General features: G+C 34.3%; 2 protein-coding genes. Both read left to right on the top strand.

The annotated features are described in order from the left end of the window. Positions 1 to 339 (top strand): PfkB family carbohydrate kinase (locus QVO42_RS06230; RefSeq protein ID WP_288163950.1); only part of this gene is annotated, 339 nt, incomplete at its 5' end. A gap of 125 nt (positions 340 to 464) precedes the next feature. Then, a partial coding sequence (locus tag QVO42_RS06225; protein ID WP_502685362.1) for a PTS sugar transporter subunit IIA occupies positions 465 to 676 on the top strand: 212 nt, incomplete at its 3' end.

Below are 676 nucleotides of genomic sequence, written 5' to 3'. Positions count from 1 at the left end.
GATAAGGGAATTGACATCATTAGACAAAGAACACATGCAAAACTCATCAATGTCACACTTGGTCCAAATGGTAGTATCGCTTACTATGGTGATTTAAAAGTATTTATGGAGCCTTATTTAAATAAGGATACGATTGAAACAACAGGTGCAGGTGATACATTTGGAGCCTGTGCACTTCATGCAGTACTTAAGCATGGCTTGGACAATGTGACTGAAGAAGATTTAAAAGAAATGCTTCAGTTTGCGAATGCAGCAGCTTCTTTAATTACAACTAAGAAGGGTGCATTAAGAGTAATGCCAGAAGAAAAAGAAATAAAAGAATTAATAAATACATACTAAAAGTTGGCACGTCAATTGCAGTATATATAAGTGAAAAGAAAAAAGAAAGGAGAAAATATAAAACAGAAAACTTAAAAGTTGGCATGACAATTGCAACTTATATAAGTGTAAGGGGGGATATGAAAATGAGACATATTTTAATAGCCACACATGGCTTGCTTGCTTCAGGTGCAAGATCAACAATGGAATTCTTAATCGGTAATGTAGATAACGTAGACTATATTACAGCTTATGTAGATGGACAGAAACCTATCAATGAGCAGATTGAAGAATATTTTGCAAAGATTCCACAGGAAGACGAAGTAGTTATCTTTACTGATATTAAGGGTGGAAGTGT

This window comes from Catenibacterium sp. CAG:290, from assembly GCF_000437715.1.
GTDB classification, from domain to species: domain Bacteria; phylum Bacillota_I; class Bacilli_A; order Erysipelotrichales; family Coprobacillaceae; genus Catenibacterium; species Catenibacterium mitsuoka_A.
This window is presented reverse-complemented; position numbering and strand designations above follow the sequence as displayed.